Annotated in this window: 19 protein-coding genes; 11 read left to right on the plus strand and 8 right to left on the minus strand. The window is 51.4% G+C overall.

Annotation, left to right across the window (positions count from 1 at the left end):
• Window positions 1-4: 4 nt before the first annotated feature.
• From MPB2EB_RS02255 to MPB2EB_RS02270, 4 genes are all read left to right on the plus strand, one after another.
• Window positions 5-1402: a 4Fe-4S binding protein gene (locus tag MPB2EB_RS02255; protein WP_185182248.1), complete on the plus strand. Its 1398-nt coding sequence runs from the start codon at window positions 5-7 to the stop codon at window positions 1400-1402.
• 97 nt (window positions 1403-1499) lie between these two features.
• Window positions 1500-2705: an efflux RND transporter periplasmic adaptor subunit gene (locus MPB2EB_RS02260; protein WP_185182249.1), complete on the plus strand. Its 1206-nt coding sequence runs from the start codon at window positions 1500-1502 to the stop codon at window positions 2703-2705.
• A 29-nt stretch (window positions 2706-2734) separates the two neighbouring features.
• On the plus strand, window positions 2735-5932 hold the full coding sequence (locus MPB2EB_RS02265; protein ID WP_185182250.1) for an efflux RND transporter permease subunit: 3198 nt from the start codon (window positions 2735-2737) through the stop codon (window positions 5930-5932).
• Between the two features lie 17 nt (window positions 5933-5949).
• Window positions 5950-7404 carry an efflux transporter outer membrane subunit gene (locus tag MPB2EB_RS02270; RefSeq protein ID WP_185182251.1) on the plus strand — a complete coding sequence of 485 codons (1455 nt, stop codon included), beginning with the start codon at window positions 5950-5952 and terminating at the stop codon, window positions 7402-7404.
• Between the two features lie 95 nt (window positions 7405-7499).
• Here the strand turns inward: MPB2EB_RS02270 and MPB2EB_RS02275 are convergent, their stop codons facing one another.
• From MPB2EB_RS02275 to MPB2EB_RS02295, 5 genes are all read right to left on the minus strand, one after another.
• Window positions 7500-8720 carry a type II toxin-antitoxin system HipA family toxin gene (locus MPB2EB_RS02275; protein WP_185182252.1) on the minus strand — a complete coding sequence of 407 codons (1221 nt, stop codon included), beginning with the start codon at window positions 8718-8720 and terminating at the stop codon, window positions 7500-7502.
• A complete protein-coding gene (locus MPB2EB_RS02280; protein ID WP_198422342.1) occupies window positions 8717-9016 on the minus strand; it encodes a helix-turn-helix domain-containing protein in 300 nt (99 codons plus the stop codon). Before MPB2EB_RS02280 ends, MPB2EB_RS02275 begins: the two co-directional genes overlap by 4 nt.
• A gap of 363 nt (window positions 9017-9379) precedes the next feature.
• Complete coding sequence (locus MPB2EB_RS02285; protein WP_185182619.1) at window positions 9380-10168, minus strand: metal ABC transporter permease; 789 nt, start codon at window positions 10166-10168, stop codon at window positions 9380-9382.
• Window positions 10161-10988, minus strand: coding sequence for a metal ABC transporter ATP-binding protein (locus MPB2EB_RS02290; protein WP_185182253.1), 828 nt, complete (start codon window positions 10986-10988; stop codon window positions 10161-10163). The genes MPB2EB_RS02285 and MPB2EB_RS02290 overlap by 8 nt, the downstream gene beginning before the upstream one ends.
• Entirely contained in the window at window positions 10985-12004 is a 1020-nt protein-coding gene (locus MPB2EB_RS02295; RefSeq protein ID WP_370576612.1) for a metal ABC transporter solute-binding protein, Zn/Mn family, read from the minus strand. The genes MPB2EB_RS02290 and MPB2EB_RS02295 overlap by 4 nt, the downstream gene beginning before the upstream one ends.
• Between MPB2EB_RS02295 and MPB2EB_RS08565 the strand changes: the two genes are divergently transcribed.
• The 6 genes from MPB2EB_RS08565 (at window position 12003) to MPB2EB_RS02320 (ending at window position 15068) form a co-directional block, all read left to right on the plus strand.
• Window positions 12003-12125 (plus strand): hypothetical protein, encoded by a 123-nt coding sequence (locus MPB2EB_RS08565; RefSeq protein WP_255491207.1) that lies wholly within the window; start codon window positions 12003-12005, stop codon window positions 12123-12125. The genes MPB2EB_RS02295 and MPB2EB_RS08565 overlap by 2 nt on opposite strands.
• A complete protein-coding gene (locus MPB2EB_RS02300) occupies window positions 12126-12704 on the plus strand; it encodes a GspH/FimT family protein (RefSeq protein ID WP_185182254.1) in 579 nt (192 codons plus the stop codon). It abuts the gene before it with no gap.
• 32 nt (window positions 12705-12736) lie between these two features.
• Window positions 12737-13141 (plus strand): hypothetical protein, encoded by a 405-nt coding sequence (locus MPB2EB_RS02305; protein WP_185182255.1) that lies wholly within the window; start codon window positions 12737-12739, stop codon window positions 13139-13141.
• Window positions 13114-13986, plus strand: a complete 873-nt coding sequence (locus MPB2EB_RS02310) for a PilW family protein (RefSeq protein WP_232534467.1) — start codon at window positions 13114-13116, stop codon at window positions 13984-13986. Before MPB2EB_RS02305 ends, MPB2EB_RS02310 begins: the two co-directional genes overlap by 28 nt.
• Window positions 13980-14504: a PilX N-terminal domain-containing pilus assembly protein gene (locus MPB2EB_RS02315; RefSeq protein ID WP_185182257.1), complete on the plus strand. Its 525-nt coding sequence runs from the start codon at window positions 13980-13982 to the stop codon at window positions 14502-14504. Before MPB2EB_RS02310 ends, MPB2EB_RS02315 begins: the two co-directional genes overlap by 7 nt.
• Before the next feature lie 84 nt (window positions 14505-14588).
• A complete protein-coding gene (locus MPB2EB_RS02320) occupies window positions 14589-15068 on the plus strand; it encodes a type IV pilin protein (RefSeq protein WP_232534468.1) in 480 nt (159 codons plus the stop codon).
• A 35-nt stretch (window positions 15069-15103) separates the two neighbouring features.
• Here the strand turns inward: MPB2EB_RS02320 and MPB2EB_RS02325 are convergent, their stop codons facing one another.
• From MPB2EB_RS02325 to MPB2EB_RS02335, 3 genes are read right to left on the minus strand one after another with little or no spacing between them, the layout of a single operon-like run.
• The gene (locus MPB2EB_RS02325; protein WP_185182258.1) at window positions 15104-15430 is read right to left on the minus strand and encodes a hypothetical protein; all 327 of its coding nucleotides are present in this window, start codon (window positions 15428-15430) and stop codon (window positions 15104-15106) included.
• A gap of 7 nt (window positions 15431-15437) precedes the next feature.
• Window positions 15438-15815, minus strand: a complete 378-nt coding sequence (locus MPB2EB_RS02330; protein WP_185182259.1) for a phage holin family protein — start codon at window positions 15813-15815, stop codon at window positions 15438-15440.
• A gap of 17 nt (window positions 15816-15832) precedes the next feature.
• Entirely contained in the window at window positions 15833-16135 is a 303-nt protein-coding gene (locus MPB2EB_RS02335; RefSeq protein WP_185182260.1) for a YqjD family protein, read from the minus strand.
• A gap of 113 nt (window positions 16136-16248) precedes the next feature.
• On the opposite strand from MPB2EB_RS02335, the gene MPB2EB_RS02340 reads away from it, so the two are divergent.
• Window positions 16249-18018, plus strand: a complete 1770-nt coding sequence (locus MPB2EB_RS02340; RefSeq protein WP_185182261.1) for an ABC transporter ATP-binding protein — start codon at window positions 16249-16251, stop codon at window positions 18016-18018.
• Window positions 18019-18026: the final 8 nt, after the last annotated feature.

Below are 18026 nucleotides of genomic sequence, written 5' to 3' on the forward strand. Positions count from 1 at the left end.
GACCATGGCAGACTCTAGCCGATATGGCGCGTGGCTTGCTCGTTGTGGGCATTGGATGTTTCGGCACGGTGCGGCGATTCGTTATGTGCAGTGGGCGATAGCGCTGATTTACGCGGTTTTGGTGATCGCCCCGGCATGCATGCGGTTGCCGGGTCACGCCGCACATCTTTGGGATAACTTCACACTATTTGCACAGTTTATCTTTTGGGGTATCTGGTGGCCTTTCGTGTTGCTCTCAATGGTGTTATTTGGCCGCCTCTGGTGCGGGATTTTGTGTCCAGAAGGCGCGCTGACTGAACTTGCCAGTAAACATGGGCGCCATTGGCCCATCCCACGTTGGCTGCGCTGGGCCGGTTGGCCTTTTGTGGCGTTTGTCCTGACCACTCTCTATGGACAAATGGTCAGTGTTTACCAATATCCTAAAGCCGTTTTGCTGGTGTTGGGGGGCTCAACTCTGGCGGCGCTTGTAGTGGGTTTCCTGTATGGGCGTGAAAAGCGTGTTTGGTGCAAGTATCTGTGTCCAGTGAATGGCGTATTTGGCCTACTGGCGCGGCTTGCGCCGGTGCATTATAAAGTTAATGAAGCCGCGTGGCGTCGTTCTTATACGCAGGGTGAATATGGTCATCGCGTGATCCCAATCAATTGTGCGCCTTTGGTGCCGTTGCGCACGATGCAAGGCAGCGCCGCTTGTCACATGTGTTCGCGTTGTAGCGGACACCGTGAAGCAATCTCGCTAAGCTGGCGCTCACCGAGTCATGAGGTTGTGCAATTAGGGAAAGCGACCGCGCAGGGGTGGGATACGTTACTGATTCTCTACGGCTTAATGGGAATTGCAGTCGGGGCGTTTCATTGGACGGCAAGCCCTTGGTTTATTGCGCTTAAGCAAGCCCTAGCGGGTTGGCTAATGGAACAGGATATTTGGTGGCCGTTTGCAACGAATGCGCCATGGTTTGTATTAACTCATTATCCAGACCAAAATGACGTGTTTAGTTGGTTGGATGGTGGTTTACTCGTCTTTTATATCGGCGCGACGAGCCTGGTGTATGGTACCGCGCTTAACGCCTTACTGGCTTTGGCGGTGCGTTGTTTGGGGCGCTGGCGTGCTACGCGTTTGCATCATCTAGCGCAAACCCTGATTCCATTGGCCGGCTGTGGGGTATTTCTAGGGTTATCAGCGTTGACCTTCTCCTTATTAAGAGGCGAGCATATTTCGTTTGGGTGGGTCAATGAGATGCGCTTCGCCCTGCTGGCCGGCGTTAATTTATGGAGCGTGTGGCTGGCATGGCGGGTTGTGAGTGGTTATGCCGTGAATCGATTACGGCGTAGCGCGGCAATGGTCTTTATCATAGCGGCTCTAGTCGTGGCTGACAGCGCATGGTGGTTGTTATTTTGGCATTGGTAAACAGCGCCTAATACAGGTGCTAGCTTGGGCTGCAATCCGCCTATATAATGGTTTGTTCAAAATTCTTTCAATAATGAGTATAAAAAGAGGTTGTCCTATGCATGTCAATCGGTCCTTTTCCAATTTGATTGGTCTTGCTGTACTCCTGGCGCTGACTGCTTGCGGTAAAAAGCAGGCTCCTCCCGCGCCGCCTATCCCAGAAGTGGGCGTGGTCACGCTTGAGCCGCGTACGGTGCCCGTCACCATTGAGGTGCCGGGTCGTACTTCTGCCTGGCAGATGGCTGAGGTGCGTGCGCGCGTCAACGGCATTGTCCTTAAGCGTGAATTTAAAGAAGGCAGCGAAGTCAAAGCAGGCCAACGCCTGTATAAAATTGACCCGGCTCCTTATCAAGCTGAATTTGATCGAGCTAACGCCGGATTGGCAAAAGCGCAAGCTAACCTGAATGCCGTTGCAGCTAAAGCCGAGCGCTACAAGCCGCTGATTGCCGCGCATGCGATTAGTCAGCAAGAATATGATAATGCGCGTGCTGAGCATGGTCAGGCGGCGGCAGAAGTGGCAGTAACCAAGGCGGCGCTTGAGGCGGCGCGCATCAATCTCGGTTATACCGAGGTGACTTCGCCGATTTCGGGCTGGGCCGGCAAATCGCAGGTTACGCCAGGCGCCTATGTTCAGGCAAGCCAAGCGACTTTGTTGTCGACCATTCAGCAAATTGATCCAATGTATGTTGACCTCACACAATCGAGCGCAGATGTTTTGCGTTTACGCCGCGAAATGGCGGAGGGCCAATTGCAGATGGCGGGTCGTAATGAGGTTAAGGTTGATCTCGTATTAGAAGACGGCTCATCCTACCCCTTCCAAGGAAAGTTACAGTTTTCCGACATTGCCGTGGATCCCAATACCGGCACGATCACGCTGCGTGCACTTTTCCCGAACCCTCAAAAGGCTTTGCTACCCGGCATGTTTGTCCGTGCTCGCGTGCAAGAAGGTGTGAACAATCGCGCCTTGGTGGTTCCGCAAATTGGCATTACGCATGATGCAAAAGGTCAGCCGACAGCGCTGATTGTGGCTCAAGATAACAAGGTCGCATTGCGTACCCTGACCACCATGCGTACGGCAGATGATAATTGGATCGTGTCGAGCGGCCTGCAAGCTGGCGATAGAGTGATTGTGCAAGGGTTGCAAAAGGTGCGCCTTGGCATGACGGTTAAGCCGGTTGCTGCAGAGTTATCGCCCACCTCGCCTGCGGCAGAAGTTGCGCCACAGCCTGCTGCTAGCGATGCTGCTGATACAAACGCAGAATAATCGCATTCAGAATATAGGAAACCATTTCCATGGTTAAATTTTTTATCGATCGACCGATTTTTGCCTGGGTGCTGGCCATCATTTTGATGCTGGCCGGCGCGCTATCGATTCGCACACTACCGGTTGAACAGTATCCATCGATTGCGCCGCCTTCGGTCGAAATTAGGGCCGCTTATCCAGGCGCTTCGGCGCAAACGGTTGAAAATACGGTCACGCAGATCATTGAGCAGCAGATGAATGGGGTTGACCATTTGCTGTATATGTCATCCACTAGCGAGAACTCAGGCGGCGCAAATATCACGCTCACTTTCGCGCCTGGCACGGACCCAGATGTGGCGCAAGTGCAAGTGCAAAACAAACTCCAATTGGCGCTGCCGCTGTTGCCGCAAACGGTGCAACAACAGGGGATTAAGGTCACTAAATCCTCGGGTAGTTTCTTGATGGTGCTGGCTTTCGTGTCTACCGACGGTAGCATGAATAAATTCGATTTAGCGAATTACGTTGCCTCCAATATTCAAGATCCGCTGAGCCGGATTGATGGGGTTGGCACCACCACGTTGTTTGGCTCGCAGTATGCAATGCGGGTTTGGCTGAATCCAGACAAACTGGCGAGCTATAGTTTGACACCCGTGGATGTTACGAATGCCTTGGCTGAGCAGAATGTGCAAGTGCCAGGCGGTCAGTTAGGAGGGTTGCCAGCGGTAGATAACCAGCAACTCAACGCAGTCATTACCGAAGCCACTTTATTAAAGACGCCGGAACAATTTGGCAATGTTTTATTGAAGGTGATGGCTGACGGCTCGCAAGTGCGCTTGCGCGATGTGGCGCGGATTGAACTAGGCGGTGAGAGCTATCAGATAGACACGCGCTATAACGGACAGCCTACGACAGGTTTTGCGCTCAAGCTGGCGACGGGCGCTAATGCGCTAGAAACTGCGCGGCTGGTGCGTAAACGGGTTAGTGAGTTGTCAAAATACTTCCCACCGGGCCTGAAGGTGGAATATCCATACGACACCACCCCCTTTGTTCGCATCTCGATCGAAGAAGTGATCAAGACGCTGTTTGAAGGGATTGTGCTGGTTTTCTTGGTGATGTATTTATTCCTGCAAAATTGGCGCGCTACGTTAATTCCAACCATTGCGGTGCCGATTGTGTTGCTGGGTACGTTTGGCATCATGGCGGCGGTGGGTTTCTCGATTAATACGTTATCCATGTTTGGCCTGGTATTGGCGATTGGGTTATTAGTCGATGATGCGATTGTTGTAGTTGAAAATGTCGAACGGGTGATGGCCGAAGAAGGACTTTCGCCACGCGAGGCGACGCGTAAAGCGATGGGGCAGATCACCGGCGCGCTGGTTGGTGTGGCTCTGGTTTTATCGGCGGTATTTGTGCCGATGGCGTTTTCCAGCGGTTCGGTCGGGGCGATCTATCGTCAATTTTCGCTCACGATTGTTTCGGCGATGGTGCTCTCCGTCTTGGTCGCGTTGATTCTGACACCGGCCCTGTGCGCGAGTTTACTCAAACCGATTCCTAAAGGGCATCACGAAGAGAAAAAAGGGTTTTTCGGTTGGTTTAACCGGACTTTTGAGCGTAGCCGCGATAAATACCAGTCAGGCGTGCGCGCAGTCATACGGCGCTCTGGGCTTTGGTTTGCCATTTATGGGGTGATTATTGTTGCCGTCGGCCTATTGTTTATGCGCATGCCTACGTCTTTCTTGCCAGATGAAGACCAAGGCATTGTCTTCGTGTTTGTGCAAACTCCGCCGGGTTCAACTCAGCAACGCACACAAGCGGTACTGAGCGAAGTCAGCCAGTACTTATTGCAAGAAGAAAGCCAAGTGGTTGAATCCACTTTTGAAGTGAATGGCTTCAGTTTTGCGGGTAGCGGCCAAAACTCGGGTATCGTTTTTGTCCGCTTAAAAGACTGGAAACATCGCACCAAAGCGCATCAATCGGTGCAAGCTCTGATGCAACGCTCTTTTATGCGTTTTTCGCAAATTAAAGACGCCATGGTGTTTCCGATTAACCCGCCGCCGATTCTCGAGCTTGGCATTGCTTCGGGTTTTGATATGCAGTTACAAGATCGCGCGGGTCTTGGCCATGATGCTTTAATGCAAGCGCGTAATCAGTTGCTTGGAATGGCGGCGCAAAGCTCAGTGGTGATGCAGGTGCGTCCGAATGGTCTGGATGACACGCCAGAATTTCATGTGGATATTAACCGTGAAAAGGCTAGCGCATTGGGTATTCCGTTGTCTTCGATCGATCGAGCGTTCTCGACAGCATGGGGCGGTGCTTACGTTAATAATTTCCTGGATACGGATAACCGGATTAAAAAGGTTATGGTGCAAGGGGATGCCCCGTTTCGCATGACTCCAGAAGATATTAAACGTTGGTATATCCGTAATGCGCAGGGCGAGATGGTGCCTTTCTCCGCCTTTTTGAGCTCGCGTTGGGCGTATGGCTCACCTAAGCTGGAGCGTTATAACGGTGTAGCGTCAGTTGCCATCCAAGGGGTAACGGCACCGGGCAAGAGCACCGGAGATGCGATTGAAGAAATGCAAAATCTAGCTGCAAAGTTGCCGCATGGGATTGGCTATGAATGGACCGGGATGTCGTTCCAAGAGATTCTGTCTGGCTCACAAGCGCCGTTACTCTATGCGATTTCAATCTTAGTGGTATTTTTAAGTCTAGCTGCGCTTTATGAAAGTTGGTCGATTCCATTTTCGGTGATTTTGGTTGTCCCGTTAGGGATCATCGGCGCCTTATTGGCCGCGACGGGCCGGGGCCTATCTAATGATGTGTATTTCCAAGTAGGCTTGCTAACCACCGTAGGCTTGTCTGCCAAAAATGCAATTTTGATTGTGGAGTTTGCCAAAGAGCTCCAGGCACAGGGCAGAACGGCGATGGAGGCGGCGATGGAAGCGGCGCGCTTGCGTTTGCGGCCAATCTTGATGACTTCGCTGGCTTTTATTCTGGGCGTGCTACCTCTTGCCATTAGCCGCGGCGCAGGCTCTGCGGGTCAACATGCAATTGGTACAGGGGTTATCGGCGGGATGCTGAGCGCAACTTTTATTGCAATTTTCATGATCCCAATGTTCTTTGTCGTGGTGCGGGATAAATGGGGTAAATCTAAAGTGCCGCAGCATGAGCCAGCTGACGCTCATTCGCTAGCGCGCACCGCGAGCCATGAAAGCAATTCGGATGCAGACATTCACCCGAAAAATTGAACTTTAGGAATTTGCAGATGCGTGAACTTTCTCTTTTAGCGGCATTGTCAGTCGTCGCAGTTTCAACTGCCTGTACGCTTGCGCCGCGTTATGAGCGGCCAGCAGCGCCGGTTGCGGCGAGCTATCCTACCGGGGATGCATATAAGGTGCTGGCAGAATCCACTTCAGCGCCGGTTGATTTGGGATGGCGTCAATTTTTTGCCGATCCGCGCTTACAAAAGCTGATTGAGCTGGCGTTACGCAATAACCGCGATTTACGCGTGGCGGCGCTCAATGTACAGCAGGCTCGGGCGCAATATCGAGTGCAGCGGGCAGGCTTGGTGCCGGATTTGCGGGTGCAAGGTAAGGGCAGTCGTACGCGTACGCCAGCTGATCTCTCTCCGCTTCCGGACGCAATCGTAGCTAGCCAGTATGAGTCTGGCATAGCAGCAGCCTGGGAAATTGATCTTTTCGGCAAGCTGCGTAGCTTAAAAGATCAAGCACTGGCGCAATATTTGGCAACAGCTCAGGTACGCAAAGGCGTTGAAATTTCGTTAGTGGCGCAGGTGGCGAATCAATATTTGACAACGCGCGCTTATGACGAGCAGCTTCAAGTCACGCAAGCGACCCTCACTGCGGCTCAAGAATCTTACCGGCTCGCCAAAGTGCAGTTTGATGCCGGGGTTGGCTCTGCGCTTGATTTACAGGAAGCCGAGAGCACGGTTGAGCAAGCTCGCGCCAGTCATCAAAACCAACTTCGGCTACGCGCACAGTCTGAAAATGCGCTGACCCTATTAGTAGGCGAACCTGCGCCGGCCGATTTGCCGCAGCCATTGTCGCTCGATCACCAGGGAATCCTGGCTGATATTCCGGAAGGTTTGCCATCGGATCTGTTGACGCGCCGTCCTGATATTGCCGCAGCCGAAGAAAAATTGCGCGCCGCCAATGCCAATATCGGCGCAGCACGGGCTGCGTTCTTCCCAAGTATTTCACTCACTGGGCAGTTCGGCAGCGCGAGTCAAGATCTGGGCGGGTTGTTTAAACCGCACTCGGCTGCTTGGGGTTTTGCGCCAAAGATTTCGCTGCCTATTTTTAGCGGTGGCGCAAATCTTGCCAACCTTGATGCAGCGCAAACCGGCAAGAGGGTGGCGCTTGCGCAATATGAAAAAGCCATTCAAACGGCCTTTCGAGAAGTCGCTGATGGGCTTGCTGCACGAGGTACGTATGATGAGCAAATTATATCGCTGCAGCGTTATGCGGCAGCCCAGCAACGCCGGCTTGACCTCTCCAGCTTGCGTTATCGCAATGGGATTGATAGCTATCTACGCGTATTGAGCGCTCAGACCAGTTTATACGAGGCCGAACAGGCGCTCATTTCAGTCCGCTTAGCGCGCCTGACGAATCTGGTTAATCTCTATCAATATTTAGGCGGCGGCTGGCTGGAGCGCACGGGTGACACGGCGCGGCCAGCCGATGCGCCGATTGCATCATAAAGAAATATAAAATCAGGCCCAAGCGTGGAGTGGATTTCGCTTCACCGTTGGGCCAAAAAACGAAATCTGAGCGTTGCCTTGTGCATTAAACCGCTCTAGGTTAAATACTGCATCAATTCCTCTATACCTTGATGGGTAAATGAATTTTCCATCCTTTTTAATTCTTGGGCGCGTAATCCATGCTTTCGAGCGGTGGTTTGCCAATTTTTAAGCGCATTGCCTATCTTTGCCAATGCAATTTTGGTTTCTTCTTTAGTTAGACCAAAGAAAATTCCGAGCTCAATGCAAGTGGCTAAAGATGGACGAGATGTATTGCCATCGAAAGAAAGTTGATGAGATCTGCGCTCAAAAGGCTCGTTGGTTGGATTAATATCATAAGCGGGCGCTAGTCTCCAACCTTGTGGGTCGCGCAAAAAGCCATGATTACGCAAGTGATCATCAATATTGCCCGCCATCGCATTGAAAACCATGCGTTGCCATAACTCCAGTTTGTCTAGCCGAGGTTGCGAAGAATAGCGGGTCAGAGCATCTGACAATTCTATATAGCTCGCGCTGCTAGAGCTATTTTCATCGCGTTCAAGCAAGGTCATTGCAGACATGAAGGGAATGCGTTGTTTACCTTGCCGGTCAAAGCGCTTAACGAGTAGTATTGGCGGCTCATTTTTTGTCTCGAGCAGTTTATAGTGAGCGGTTCGGATCCCTGCTTGTTGCGCCATATTCAGTAAAGTCGCCTCCCATAACGCTACGCGTTCAGTATCAAATCTAGATTGGAATTTAGCAATCCAGATGTGACCCTTATCCTCCAGCGCAGCTTTCGGATGTGCGCCACCTAGTGACGAACCTGGCTGAACCAGTAAGGCTAGATCTGCAGCAGTTTCTTGGCCTGCTTCTAAATGTGAAATGGCTTGTTCTAGGGCGCGTAAATCGACCAACTTAGGCACCTCATGATGGTCGGCTAGAAAGACCTCAGGCGACTCTATTTGATTGAGACGTAATGCACCCATCCGCATGTAATCACTGACACCCAGCATAAAATCGCTTGCACCCAGATGCCCACTATGCGCTCGGGTTTGGACCAGACGCCCCCAACGATCAGGAGAGATATCTTGGAAGACACCCCATAGCCGGTGATTGACGTATCGTGCATCCGTTACGAGGGGAAGGGCGGGATCAATCGCAAAACCTGCTTTGGCTTGTAGCCAGGTTTGATTGTAGGTGAACTGATACCTTTCTTGGCCACGCGATTCGTAGATATGCAGCTCGCCTATAACATAGTGTATATCTAGCCAGCTGAGTGAAACTTGTAATTTCCTCATTGAGTGATCCTAATGCGCTTAGGCAGGCGCTCATCCATCAGATCTAAGCCTAATGGATCATTGGTGCGGTCAATCAGCTTTTCTAGTTCGTCAATTTTTCCCAATACGTATAGAGCGAGCGCATAGCTGCCCATACTCACTTTGGGGTCACCTTTTTCAATCTTTGATAACGTAACACGGGTGACACCAATCCGTTCAGCCATTAAAGCCACGGTGATGCGGCGGCGCTTGCGCGCATCTCGAATGTCGGCACCTAATTTTTGCAATGCGCGTTCAACGCGAAATGATCTCATCATATTCTGGCTATGCTCACTTGGAGCATAATATAAAGTATTATTTAATTTACATTATTAATTGATAAGTATATTTTAGTATACTTTATTTTTTATCCAGGTGATATGGCAAGCATTTTGCGCAATTCGCCGATGGATTGCATTGGCATAGAACCCACCCTGCTTAAAAGGTTGCTATCCAAGCACAAGTTGTTTTTTTGTGCGCAGGAAAACCATTGGAGAGAACTTTCGCAAGGAATATGACTCTGCCTTAAATGGGCTAGCCCATAAAGTTGCACCGGTTGCTTTGAATCAGCGCACGACTACTCTGAGACAGTTGCTTTTTTTTCTAGTTTTGGTTGGCGCTTGAGCAAAGCAGAAAATACATCAGCTACGCCCCTTACAGGCGAGGCTGAAACCATAGAGCAGCGCGCTTAATGCTGTGATCCAAAAACTGGTTGGCCAGTCAGTGTAGTAAGCCAGAGCAATGCCTGCCCAGGCTTGGGTCAAAGCAAAAAATACCGCGGCGGCAATGCCTGCGCCGAGCCGGGTGGTTAAGTTCTGGGCGGTGGCCGCTGGCCCTACCATTAAAGTGAAAACCAGTAGCACGCCAACGATTTGAGTACACGCTACTACAGCTAGAGCGACCAGCGTCAGAAACAATACGGAGACAAGCTGTAAAGAAATGCCTTTGGCTTGGGCGAGTTCGGGTTGTAGCGTAGCGAAGATTAATGGCCGCATAATGAATGCAAGCGTGGCTAAGCAGATCAAGCTCAGGACCGCTAAAACCTTCAGCATCAGGCTGCTGACGCTGAGCACATTGCCAAATAAGAGTGCGCTAACTTGCGTGGCGTAGGCCGTAAAAAAATGCAAGAAGAGCAAACCGAAGCCAAGCGATAGCGATAAAATCATGCCGATCGCAACATCGCGTCCGCTTAGTTTTTCACCGAGCGCCCCCATTGCCATACCAGCGGCTAGCGTAAAGCCCAGTAACCCCCAGAGTGGCGCAATGCCGAGTAACGCTGCGCCCGTGGCGCCGGTGAAGCCGACGTGCGAGAGCGCATGCCCGGCAAAGCTTTGTTGTCGTAGCACCAGAAAAAAGCCCACGATACCCGCAACCACCGCAACCATTCCGGAGGCGGCAAATGCATTCAGCATAAAATCATATTCAAACATGGTGATGGCGGTGCTCGTCTTTTTCAATTTCGCTGGTGCCGGACATGACAAAGATACGGCCGTTTATGCGTAATACCTCGATGGCTGAACCATATAGCCGAGATAGCACAGAGCGGGTAATCACTTCATCAATTTCACCCAAAGCTGCACTGCCGCGGCCAAGATAAAGCACGCGGTCAAGTACATGCAACAGGGGATTGAGCTCATGGGCACTAAATAATACGGTGATATTCAGTTGTTGCTGGATGCGCCGCACCAATTCAACGATGCTATGTTGATGAGAGGGGTCCAGGCTGATTAAAGGTTCATCCAACAACAGTAACTGAGGTTGGCCCAGTAAACATTGCGCGAGCAAAAGCCGTTGCCGTTCACCGCCTGACATCGCCGTGACGGCTCGTTTAGCCAGATCTTTAGCCTCAACCAGTTCTAGCGCGTGTTCAACTGAACGCCGCGCGGCACGGTCCATCCAAGGCAGGCCCCAGCGATGGCCATTGGCGGCGCATGCAATGAAATCAAAGCCGGACAGGCGCGGATAAGCGCTTGCGTTACGCGCCTGCGGCATATAGCCGATCACAGGATTGCCGCGCATGACCGGTGCGCCGAGCACGCGTACGGTTCCGCTGCGTGGTGTGAGCAGGCCAAGCAGGGCGCGCAATAAGGTTGTTTTGCCTGCGCCATTGGGGCCTAATACACCGATAAATTCACCTTGTTCGATGGCGAGCGTAATCTCGCGTAAGACGGTGCGCTTGCCCAATTCAAGCGTAACCTGCGTCAACTCGATCGCAGGTCCACGCGAGCTGGCATTCGGTTGGACGGTCATCGGCGGTTTTGCTTTGGCGTTTGAGCGAGCGCTTGTTCAAGCGCGCTTAATTGCGACAGTATCCATGCTTGATATGACAGATTGGCGGGTTTGACTTCACTAACTTCCATCACGGCAACCCCAGAAGCATGAGCGAGTTTGAGCAGATGCCGCGTCATTTCATCCGAGGTTTGCGCGTTATAAATTAACACTTTGACGCGCTGTTGCCGGAGATCTTTTTCAAACGCCGCGATATCGGTTGCGCTTGGCTCAGTGTCATTCATGATGGCTTGTTGAAAGCGCGGATTGTTATCTTTAAGCTCAAGCGCTTGTATCAGATAGCCAAGAATTGGCTCGGTAGCTGTGATGGGCGTTCCGCGATACTTTTCTCGCAGCTCAGCAATTTTCGCCTCGATGGGCTTTAAGGACGCCAGAAATGCGCTAAGACGCGCATTGTAATCCTCTTGATGAGCGCTATCGGCGCGGATTAAAAAGGCGGTAACTGCAGCGCCCAGCGCGGGCATGGTTTCTGGTAAATACCAAAGATGAGGGTTATCTCCGCTTTTTTTGCCGACTAATGTCGCCGCCACAATCTGCTCACGCTGCGGCACTTTTGAGGCAGCCAGAAGCTTGGTTAGCCACGGGTCATAATCGGCGCCGTTATATACCACGAGGCGCGCATGCGCCAGTTGGCGCGCAGTGGATGGACTGGCCTCGAAAAGGTGGGGGTCTTGCTTAGGATGATTGATGAGGCTTGTGACGGTGACATGTTCACCGCCTAGTTGAGTCAACACATCGCCATAAAAGTTCTCAGCCGCGACCAGTAACAGGCGTGACGTGGCGCTTGACATAGTCGCCAATGCAGATGAGTTGTGCGCTACGGCAAACGGACTCATGGCAAATAAGCTCAGTGACAATACAAAACGGGCAATATAAGCAGACATGTACTGAATCAAAGTGGGCATGATGCAACCGGAAAAGAAAAAGCGTGAGTAGGCCAGATGATATAACAGATAACGCTTTGTCGCCTCAATCATGGCTTTAACTCTATCTTTTGGCGGATTGTGCGGGTTGACTGAGTTGCGTACAGTAGACGCAAAAGACCGTAGCCAACGGCTGGCGCTGATAGCGCTGCGGCTTTATGCAACGGAGATTTAAATGCAACCTCGCTATGTCAGCAAACTAACCAACACGGGTTTTATGCTGCTTGAACTTTTGTGTGTGCTCGCTTTACTCGGCGCGCTAGCGGTGACGGCCGCGCCCGCCATGCGCGCTTGGTTAGTGCGAGATCAGGTAGAGATGCAAGCGCAAGCATTGCTAGCGACATTGGCTTATGCGCGTGGTGAAGCGATCCGGCGTGCGATGCGCGTTACCCTCTGCCGTGATGATGGCCACGGGCATTGTTGCATAAACCATAAACCATTATTGGCAACGGAGCGTAGTCATTGGGCGCACGGCTATTTAGTGCTGGCTGAATTTTCCTCTCAATTAACAGGGCCTAGCCGTGCCCAGATTTTACGCATGCACCCCCCGAGCGAAGCAGTGACGATCCAAAGCGTGTCTGCGCCACTCTCATTCACACCGCCAGCGGGGCAAATAATAGGCGGTTTCCGCAGTTTTGAGATTGGCGCGCGTACGACGGCATTTGGCCTGCGCGATGATAGAGCGCATCGCTGTGTACGGGTTGCCGCGGGTGGCCGCAGTCGCATATTGAATGGGCGATGTGCGGCGGCATAGCACCACCGCCTTTAAAGCGTTGGCGGCGCTTGATGCGGGGTGACTCTTTACTAGAAGTGATGCTGGTGCTTTGGCTGATTGGTTTAGCGGCGCTCGGCGCAATCAGTCTACAGCTATGGGTGGTGCGCGTACAACAGTCGATGACTTGGCGTACCTCTGCATTAAGTTTGGCGGAGGCTGCAGCTGAAGCATTGCGCAGCGGTTATCCAGCTGCTCGGGTGGCCGCAGAGTGGCGCTTGCGCGCCGCTAAATTTCTGCCATCTGGCGAAATGCGCTTGCTTGATCAAACTCCCGAGATACGCTTAATCGTACTGTCTTGGAGCCGGCCAGCCCAATGGTCAGGTGGCTATGATACGGCACTGAGCGATGCTAAGGCATGCCCATTCAGCGTAACCGGAGCCATGACGCAATGCTTAACGCTTGCCATCGCGCCATAAGAACAGGCCAACTTAGCTCGATGTGCAGAGGCCATTCAAGAGCGTTGCGCAGCCAAGCTGGACGCACTTTATTAGAGTTAATGATTGCGTCTGCCTTAGGGCTGATGCTGATGCTGTCCACTTTGACGCTCTATCGTGGGCAACGTGAGCTATTTGAGCATATTGTGCAACGCGCGCGCCGGATTGATGCAGGCCTGAGTGCTTTGCATCTAATGAGTGTGCATCTGCGCTTAGCGGGTTTTGCTGGACCGGGCGATGCTCTGCCTGGCATCGCTATTTGGGGGTGTGGTCTGGGGCGTCCACGAAGTCTGTTAGACGCTAGGCTTAAGACACCTGTATGCGAGCCAAATGCAGCAAATGCTTCAGACGGAATTGAAGTGCGTTACAGGGCTGATGCGGTCAATACCTGGGCCAGTGCAGAGGGTTACGCTACAGATTGTTTAGGGCAAGCCATAGTGGCTCATGCACATCAAGCGGAAGGAGCGGCGCTTGCGGTTAACCGCTTTTTTGTGCGCACGAGTCCTTCGACTGGCGCAGCAGAGTTATATGGTGAGGGAAGCGGGCGCGATAACATCGCCCAACCTGTGGTTGAAGGCATTGAGCGTTTACGCATACGCTATTGGCTCGCGGGTGCCAGTCACTTGGTAGAGGCGAGCGCAGTGCCGCCCGCGGCGTGGCGGCAGGTGGCAGCGGTTGAGCTGTGCGTCTTAGTGCGTGGGCCTCAGCGTAGTTTAGCAACGTCATATATTGATTGCGATGGACGGCGCGTGACGGCTGCCGATGGTGTGCCGCGTGATGCTTTTACAACTTGGGTGGCATTACGTAATCAAGTTTTAACATGGTAAGAAGTCGCTACGATTGGCGGGTACGCCAAAAGGGCGCCACTCTGGTCTGGGTGATGCCTTTAGTTGCCATTTTGCAATTATTTTCCATCGCGCTGCTTAATCTGATGACTTTAGAGATGCGCAGTGCAGCGAATCGAGAGGACGGTGCGCGTGCATTACACGCAGCAGATGCTGGCTTGAGAATCTGCGTACGCAGGCTAATCAGTGGGCATGCGCCTGTGCGGAGTTGGTTAGGGGAAGGGGAGCCTGCGTATTGGCGTACACCGGCGGCATTTAATAGCCTACCGCCGGTGGCGTTTAATCTTGTCAACGCATGGCCCTATGCGGTGAAACCGCCGCAGTGTTTGATTGAGGCAAGGCCACCATTGCCACAGAAACCGAAACACATTGTCTATTGGATTACGGTGCGTGGCTTTGGCGCAACACTTGAAACGCAGGCATGGGTCCAATCGATCGTTATATTTGAAGAAAAAACCATCCGCTATACATGGCGTTCCGTCGTGGCGCGGCCTTATTAATTTCGGTGCACGCTACGCGCGATTAAATAGCGAAGATTGTGGGGCCGTGTAAGTGATGCGCTTTTAGAATCAGTAGAGTACCCAGTGATAAAGAGGAAACAATCCCGCTCTCATGCTTGGTGTGGTTTAAGCCTGCTTGAATTAATGGTAGCGTTGGCGATCATTGCCTCAGTGAGTTTCTACATTATTCCTAGCTACCAAAACTCTATTCGGCGCGGGCATCGTTTGGTGGCTTGTACCGCGGTCTATCGGGCGGCGCAGATGATTGAGCGCAGCAGCGAGACTGTAACTCGAATTGCCAGCGGCAAGGTAGGGTCACTACCTGCTGGTTTTGAGCAAGCGCCGCAAGACGCAAAAGCCGTATACCGTTTACGTGCGCACGCCAACAATGGGACTAACGGAGGGTATACGATAGAAGCCGAGCCCATTAACCCGGGGCCGATGCATGGCGATAGGTGTGGTCGTTATTTATTGGACGCGAATGGGCGGCGTGCAAACCAAGCTCTGGGCGAGGCCGCCCAAGCCAGCCCTAAAATGGTAGCGTATTGCTGGCAGGGGCGTTAAGAAATTTAAAGAGAAGCATCATCACACACCATGGGTCAGCGCCGATGGGAAGTCATAAGGCGGCGCCACAGACGTACGCCTTTCCAGACCGCAACGCCGATAGTGGCCCATCTTGCGAGTGGTTTGGCGTTGCGTAATACAGGCCGAATCAGCAACAGCAATGACAGGGCTGACCGGAGTGTAGTGTAAGTGCGCGGCAAAAAATTATTGACTGGCACATGAGCGACACTAGCGGCGGTTGGTAACGGCAAGAGTCCTTTTAGCCAACTAAAATAGCTGAACTTTTTATGCAGTGCGGCTCCTGCCTCGACCAGTTCAGCGCGTTCAAGTTCAGCGCGAATGAGCAGTAGCTCTTTGCGCATTACACGCTCAAGACGTTTTCCCGAGTGCCTCATGATCTTTTCTGAATTCCTCAAGAGTGGCCTTGAAAGGCCGCGTTGCTTTGCGTGATTTGACGCAGATGACAAGGACACAAAGTAGCGCCGCGATTGAATACAGAACAGACAATGCGGCTAACGTTTGCCAGCGATAGGCATCCCAGAATACCGTTACAACTAAAGCGGTAAAAGTTGTCAGCGCGATGGTGCCAAATAATAAAGCGGCGAAGCTTAGAAAAAGCACACTGAGTAAGCGCGCTTTTTCTTCAGCCAGCTCAATTCCAGCTAATTCCAGCCGGGTTCGCGCAAGCGCTAAAATCGAGCTGACTAAACGATTGAGCGCGCCGCCTGATGGTTGCGTATTTTGCATAGCAGTCGCCGCCTGGCTTATTTGCGGTTAATTAACAAGCCGACTAGAATACCAACACCCGCTGCAATTCCAGTGGCATGCCACGGATGATTGTGCACGTAATCTTCTGTAGCGCGCGCGGCCTGGCGGCTTTTTTCAATGACTAGGGCTTGCGTGTCAGCCGCTTTTTCTTTAGCTTGCTTAAGTTGGTAAAGTGCTTTTTCACGCAACTCGTTAGCGCGCTCGCCACTCGCGCTGGCGGCTTGATTGAGAAGTTCTTCGGCATCTAACAAAATATTTTTTATATCAGACATGAGTTTCTCCTTATCGACTTTGAACATGATTAATTCCTTTAATTAGGCCCTAAGATCTTGAATCTTAGCGAAAGTAAGCGCAAATTGCGAGCATTAGTAACAAAAAATCTTTAGTCAAATAGGCCAAGTCATTTTAGTTTATGCTATTACTCCCAAAAAAACTATCCGCTTTTCTTTGGTATTTTATTCGCCCCTATCGCTGGCAATTTGTTGGCGCTCAATTATGCGCGTTGGCCTGGACTGGCGACGCCATTTTATGGCCGTATTTAGTCAAACTTCTAGTCGATGCGATGGAGAGCTATCAACCGGCTATCTCGTCATTTGGCAGCATTTTTCTGCCCATCTTTTTGATGCTAGTAGGGGGGTGGTTTCTGATTGAAGGGATGTACCGTTTGCAAGGGTTTTGGTTTGCCTGGCTTTTCCCGCGGTTCGAAGCCAAAGTGCGGATGACGGTCTTGGATTATTTAATGCAGCACTCGCACCGCTTTTTCGCCAATAACTTAGCGGGTAGCCTCTCTAATAAGATCACTGATATTACGCAAAGCCCAATCCGTATTTTTGAGATGGTGATGACGATGTTCATCCCAACTATCATGTCAGCGCTTGTGGTCTTGATCGTATTGGCCCTGTTCCAGCCCTTTTTTGTGATGGTTTTTTTAATTTGGATGGCGATTCATATTGGAATTTGCCTGTATTTCGCTGACCGTTGCAATCAACTGTCCGAAGAACATGCGCAAGCGCGCAGCACTTTGCAAGGCAGAATTGTCGATCTCATTAGCAATATCGTAAGCGTGCGGATTTTTGCCCGGCAACGGTTTGAATCTCAACATATGTTGCCTTATCAACAGAAGGAGCAATTTAAGCAAACAAGCTCTTTGTTCTATATTGAAAGAATGAAGGTCGCCTTGGGCCTGGCGGCGTTTGTCTGTATTGGCATTGTGCAGATGGGAGGCATTATTTTTGCTTGGCATCGCGGCTTACTGTCAATCGGCGAGACTCTGCTGATTCTAAATGCTACGCTGAGCATTATGGGCATGGCCTGGATGGCGGGTGCGCAGCTGCCTAATTTATTCAAAGAAATTGGCGTATGCCGTCAAGCCTTATCTTTTATTCAGGTTGAGCCAGATGTGCAAGACGCGCCAGATGCGGCGCTCTTAAAAGTGACGCGCGGAGAGATTATTTTTGAGCGCGCGACCTTTAGTTATTACTCCGAACGTAATCTCTTTCAAGATAAATCATTAGTCATACCCGCTGGGCAAAAGGTCGGTTTAGTGGGACTATCGGGGAGTGGCAAAACCTCGTTTGTTCAACTTATTTTACGTTACTACGATCTAGATGCCGGCCGTATTTTAATTGATGGGCAGGATATACGTTATGTAACGCAGGCCTCTTTGCATGAGCAAATTAGCTTTATTCCGCAAGAGCCGGTGATGTTTCATCGTAATGTATTAGAAAATATTCGCTATGGTAAGCCCGAAGCCAGCGATGAAGAGGTGTATGAGGCTGCCCAGCTTGCGCATTGCGATGAATTTATTCAACAACTTGCGGACGGCTATCAAACCTTGGTGGGCGAGCGCGGGACTAAATTATCAGGTGGGCAACGCCAACGGATCGCGATTGCCCGCGCTATATTAAAAGGCGCGCCGATTCTCATTTTGGATGAAGCGACCTCTGCCTTGGATTCAATTACAGAAAAATATGTACAAGACGGTTTATCCAAGCTCATGCCTGGGCGCACTACGATTGTAATTGCGCATCGCTTGTCCACCTTGGTCGAAATGGATCGCATTTTAGTGTTTCAAAAAGGCATGATTGTGGAAGACGGTTCACATGAAAGTTTATTGATGAATGATGGGTGTTACGCTGAATTATGGCGTAGACAAAGGGGTGGTTTTGTTCCCGCCGAGTAATTGTGCGT

It is taken from the genome of Mycoavidus sp. B2-EB (genome assembly GCF_014218255.1).
Classification (GTDB): Bacteria; Pseudomonadota; Gammaproteobacteria; order Burkholderiales; family Burkholderiaceae; genus Mycoavidus.

Excerpts from the sequence above, each read along its gene's own strand:
- MPB2EB_RS02255 (WP_185182248.1), top strand. The coding sequence starts at position 5 with ATGGCAGACTCTAGCCGATATGGCGCGTGGCTTGCTCGTTGTGGGCAT.
- MPB2EB_RS02260 (WP_185182249.1), top strand. The coding sequence starts at position 1,500 with ATGCATGTCAATCGGTCCTTTTCCAATTTGATTGGTCTTGCTGTACTC.
- MPB2EB_RS02265 (WP_185182250.1), top strand. The coding sequence starts at position 2,735 with ATGGTTAAATTTTTTATCGATCGACCGATTTTTGCCTGGGTGCTGGCC.
- MPB2EB_RS02270 (WP_185182251.1), top strand. The coding sequence starts at position 5,950 with ATGCGTGAACTTTCTCTTTTAGCGGCATTGTCAGTCGTCGCAGTTTCA.
- MPB2EB_RS02275 (WP_185182252.1), bottom strand. The coding sequence starts at position 8,720 with ATGAGGAAATTACAAGTTTCACTCAGCTGGCTAGATATACACTATGTT.
- MPB2EB_RS02280 (WP_198422342.1), bottom strand. The coding sequence starts at position 9,016 with ATGATGAGATCATTTCGCGTTGAACGCGCATTGCAAAAATTAGGTGCC.
- MPB2EB_RS02285 (WP_185182619.1), bottom strand. The coding sequence starts at position 10,168 with ATGTTTGAATATGATTTTATGCTGAATGCATTTGCCGCCTCCGGAATG.
- MPB2EB_RS02290 (WP_185182253.1), bottom strand. The coding sequence starts at position 10,988 with ATGACCGTCCAACCGAATGCCAGCTCGCGTGGACCTGCGATCGAGTTG.
- MPB2EB_RS08565 (WP_255491207.1), top strand. The coding sequence starts at position 12,003 with ATGGCTTTAACTCTATCTTTTGGCGGATTGTGCGGGTTGACTGAGTTG.
- MPB2EB_RS02295 (WP_370576612.1), bottom strand. The coding sequence starts at position 12,004 with ATGATTGAGGCGACAAAGCGTTATCTGTTATATCATCTGGCCTACTCA.
- MPB2EB_RS02300 (WP_185182254.1), top strand. The coding sequence starts at position 12,126 with ATGCAACCTCGCTATGTCAGCAAACTAACCAACACGGGTTTTATGCTG.
- MPB2EB_RS02305 (WP_185182255.1), top strand. The coding sequence starts at position 12,737 with ATGCGGGGTGACTCTTTACTAGAAGTGATGCTGGTGCTTTGGCTGATT.
- MPB2EB_RS02310 (WP_232534467.1), top strand. The coding sequence starts at position 13,114 with ATGCTTAACGCTTGCCATCGCGCCATAAGAACAGGCCAACTTAGCTCG.
- MPB2EB_RS02315 (WP_185182257.1), top strand. The coding sequence starts at position 13,980 with ATGGTAAGAAGTCGCTACGATTGGCGGGTACGCCAAAAGGGCGCCACT.
- MPB2EB_RS02325 (WP_185182258.1), bottom strand. The coding sequence starts at position 15,430 with ATGCGCAAAGAGCTACTGCTCATTCGCGCTGAACTTGAACGCGCTGAA.
- MPB2EB_RS02330 (WP_185182259.1), bottom strand. The coding sequence starts at position 15,815 with ATGCAAAATACGCAACCATCAGGCGGCGCGCTCAATCGTTTAGTCAGC.
- MPB2EB_RS02335 (WP_185182260.1), bottom strand. The coding sequence starts at position 16,135 with ATGTTCAAAGTCGATAAGGAGAAACTCATGTCTGATATAAAAAATATT.
- MPB2EB_RS02340 (WP_185182261.1), top strand. The coding sequence starts at position 16,249 with ATGCTATTACTCCCAAAAAAACTATCCGCTTTTCTTTGGTATTTTATT.